Here is a 3,603-nt window from a genome sequence, read left to right as displayed (position 1 = left end):
TCCACATGCTCGAGCCGTAGCTACACTTATAGCAAAATTGAGCGGAATACTTTTAACGATGAATCTATTCATGAAACACAATCATTATTAGACCAATTGACTCTTGAAAAGAACAGAATAAAGTATTTAGAATGTGAATTGTCGAAATATAAAAAACTAAACAACTCTTTTCCACACATTATTATTTATAGTGACACTTTAATGAAGACGCTCTTTGTTGCGAATAAAGTAGCAGAATTAGATTCTACGATTCTTATTACTGGAGAGAGTGAAACAGGAAAAGAACTTATAGGTAAAGGTATCCATAAAGCTGTTTTCAGAAAGGATAAGTCGTTTATTCTAGTAAATTGTGCGGCTATCCCCCCTAATTTAATTGAAAGTGAGCTATTTGAGCATGAAAAAGGAGTATTCACTGGAGCACTTCACATGAGGAAAGGGAAATTTGAGCAAGCAAACATTGGAACAATCTTTTTAGATGAAATTGGAGGCTTAAAGCTAAATGTCCAAGTGAAATCATTATAGGTTTTTATAATAAAAGGGAATTGTAGGAGGGAATAAAATTATAAAATTAAATGTTAGGGTACTAGCGGCGACTAATGGAAAGGAATAGATGCCATGAAAAAATTTATTAATAATCCAGAAAAAGTAGTTAGGGATATGATTGACGGAATGTTGTTTGCACATTCTGATAAACTACAAAATATGGGTGAAACAAATATAATTCTTCGAGCTAATAGTCCATTTCCAGGAAAAGTGGCAATTGTCAGCGGAGGCGGGAGTGGTCATGAACCAGCGCATATAGGATTTGTTGGTAAAGGAATGCTTGATGCTGCTGTAATGGGCGAAATTTTTACTTCTCCTACACCAGACCAGATTTTGAAAGCGATTCAAAAGGTGGATGCTGGAAGTGGGGTTTTATTAATTGTAAAAAACTACTCAGGAGACATAATGAATTTTGAAATGGCTGCTGAAATGGCTGAAGCACAGGGAATCCCAATTGCTACAGTCATTGTTAATGATGATATTGCTATTGGTAATAGTTCACACACCATGAGAAGAAGAGGAATTTCTGGAACAATATTTGTACATAAAATAGCTGGAGCAATGGCTGAGAAAGGAGCATCGCTTAAAGAAGTTGAAGATGTTGCAAATAAAGTGATTGCTAATATGCGTAGTATGGGAATGGCATTAACAACGTGTACTATACCTGGATCTGATACAGTCGGTTATAAAATTGGTGAAAATGAAGTAGAGGTTGGTATAGGCATTCACGGTGAACCTGGAACTCATCGTATTAGTATGATAGCAGCTAATGAAATGGCTGAACTCCTTTTAGAGCATATTTTAAGTGATATGCAATTGAAAATTGGTGATAAAGTTGCAGTAATGGTAAACGGCTTAGGTGGAACGCCGTTAATGGAATTATATATTTTAAATAAAATGATTAACATAATATTAAACAAAATTGGTATCGATATCAGTAAAACATATGTTGGGGAATACATGACAGCGATTGATATGGCCGGTTTTTCTATTACTTTATTAAAACTAGATGAACAATTAACTGCTTTGCTTAATGATCCAGCAAATACGACTAACTGGCGTGTACAATAGGGGGGCCAACATGTATATTACACCAAGACATATCATCAATTGGATGCAACTCACTGCAAAACAACTTGAGTATCAAAAAAAAAATCTAACGCAACTTGATCAATTCATAGGTGATGGAGATCATGGTATTAATATGAATAGAGGGTTTAAAGAGGTTGAAAAAAAGATATCATATACAGCTTATGATGATATTGGAAATGTATTTCATGATATTGGAATGATACTTATTTCAAAGGTTGGAGGTGCATCAGGGCCTTTATATGGAACAGCATTTTTAAGAGCTGGTAGTGTTTTGAAAGGAAAAAATAAAATTACAATCAATGAATTGGGGCTTGCTTTTCAAGAATCTGTAGATGGCATCTGTCTAAGAGGAAAAACTCAGATAGGAGATAAAACAATGCTGGATGTTTGGGATCCTGTTTTGAAGTATATCCAAAGAAATGGAGAAAAAATAAAACCTATTGGTCTTATCATTTTTGCAAGAGAACAAATGGAAAAAACTAAGCCATTATTAGCTAAAAAAGGGCGTGCTTCCTTTCTAGGAGAAAGGTCTATTGGTCATTTAGATCCAGGAGCAGTCTCATCTTTTATTATCTTTGAAACTCTATGTTTATCTCTTATAGGTGAAAAAGAAATTGTTAATGAACTTAGGGAGCAATTGTGATGAGTAATTCAGGAATAGCTTTAGTTTCTAATGGTTATCTACTAGTTAAGAGATTTAAAAGCTTTACTCGTTCAATTAAGTTCCAGTGTTTTAATAGTTTCTGCAGGAGGAGTAGATAATGATGAAGTAGGTTGAAGTGTTAGATAAATTCAAGAGGCTATTTATAATAAATGAGTTGTAACTTTATTCATAAATTTGGAAGGTGCTCTAATTAAGAGTAATTAAATCAAAATAGCAGATTCACCATTAATAGAGGGTCCTACGTAGCAGTTGTTGAATTAGGGATTGGCAAAACATTAGAAGAAATATATAAGATTTAAGGTTGTACTTGAAGCGAAAACCATTATGAAAATATAAAAGGAGCTAATCTTATGAGAATTGAAAGAAAATTAATTGTAACTCGTAAGGATGGAATTCATGCAAAATCAGCAAGTGAAATTGTAGATGGCTTAAGGGATTATGATTGTTTGGTTCAGTTTATATTTAAAGATAAAAAAGTTAATGCAAAAAGTACTCTTCAACTAATCGATTTAGCAGTAAAAAGAGGAGCAGAAATACATGTAATTCTTGATGGGGAAGATGCTGATGATGCCCTTGTGTTTATACAATGGTTTTTGAAATAACAAAGGGGGTCATAAATATGTCTCCATTTATGGGGGAATTAATTGGAACCTTGGTTCTTATTTTATTAGGGAACGGCGTTGTAGCAGGTACTTTGCTGAAAAAATCCAAAGCACAAAATTCCGGATGGGTTGCAATTACTCTTGGCTGGGGATTAGCAGTTACATTCGCTATATATATAGTAGATAACATAAGTGGTGCGCATTTGAATCCTGCAGTTACAATTGCTTTTGCTTGTATAGGGTTATTTCCTTGGAGTGAAGTTCCTTCCTATATTGGTGCACAGTTGATAGGGGCTTTTTTAGGTTCAATATTTGTCTGGCTCCAGTATTTTCCGCATTGGAAAGAAACTAAAAATCAAGAAATTATATTGTCGGTATTTTCTACAAGCCCTGCAATAAAAAGTTGGCCGTCCAATTTGTTAAGTGAAATTATTGGCACTGCAGTATTTGTATTTTCAATTTTAGCTATGAGTCATAATAAAATTACAGATGGACTACTTCCAATAATAATAGGAGGGTTAATAGTATCTATAGGTTTATCTCTTGGTGGAACAACTGGATTTGCTTTAAATCCAGCTCGAGATTTTGGCCCAAGACTAGCACATCAAATCTTACCAATATGTAATAAAGGCTCTTCGGATTGGGGATACGCATGGATTCCCATAATTGGTAGTACCATAGGAGGAATCATAGGAGCTATAT

At 34.2% G+C, this 3,603-nt stretch carries 5 protein-coding genes; all 5 read left to right on the top strand.

Features of this window, described 5'->3' with window-relative positions; translation table 11 throughout:
• Positions 1-522 (top strand): sigma 54-interacting transcriptional regulator (locus ACQGSG_RS27585; RefSeq protein ID WP_426948529.1); only part of this gene is annotated, 522 nt, incomplete at its 5' end.
• A gap of 93 nt (positions 523-615) precedes the next feature.
• Entirely contained in the window at positions 616-1,614 is a 999-nt protein-coding gene (dhaK, locus tag ACQGSG_RS27580) for a dihydroxyacetone kinase subunit DhaK (RefSeq protein ID WP_284489579.1), read from the top strand.
• A gap of 10 nt (positions 1,615-1,624) precedes the next feature.
• Positions 1,625-2,278 (top strand): dihydroxyacetone kinase subunit DhaL, encoded by a 654-nt coding sequence (gene dhaL / locus ACQGSG_RS27575; protein WP_000276016.1) that lies wholly within the window; start codon positions 1,625-1,627, stop codon positions 2,276-2,278.
• Positions 2,279-2,649: 371 nt separating this feature from the next.
• Positions 2,650-2,901, top strand: a complete 252-nt coding sequence (locus ACQGSG_RS27570; protein WP_426948526.1) for an HPr family phosphocarrier protein — start codon at positions 2,650-2,652, stop codon at positions 2,899-2,901.
• Positions 2,902-2,918: 17 nt separating this feature from the next.
• The coding region (locus ACQGSG_RS27565; RefSeq protein ID WP_426948524.1) for an MIP/aquaporin family protein at positions 2,919-3,603 on the top strand (685 nt) is incomplete at its 3' end.

The sequence above is a fragment of the Bacillus sp. GMa5/1 genome, assembly GCF_050172015.1.
GTDB classification, from domain to species: domain Bacteria; phylum Bacillota; class Bacilli; order Bacillales; family Bacillaceae_G; genus Bacillus_A; species Bacillus_A cereus.
The sequence above is the reverse complement of the archived record's forward strand: the minus strand, read 5'-3'. Positions and strand labels throughout refer to the sequence as shown.

Coding starts and splice junctions, on each gene's coding strand:
- dhaK (WP_284489579.1), top strand. CDS start 616: ATGAAAAAATTTATTAATAATCCAGAAAAAGTAGTTAGGGATATGATT.
- dhaL (WP_000276016.1), top strand. CDS start 1,625: ATGTATATTACACCAAGACATATCATCAATTGGATGCAACTCACTGCA.
- ACQGSG_RS27570 (WP_426948526.1), top strand. CDS start 2,650: ATGAGAATTGAAAGAAAATTAATTGTAACTCGTAAGGATGGAATTCAT.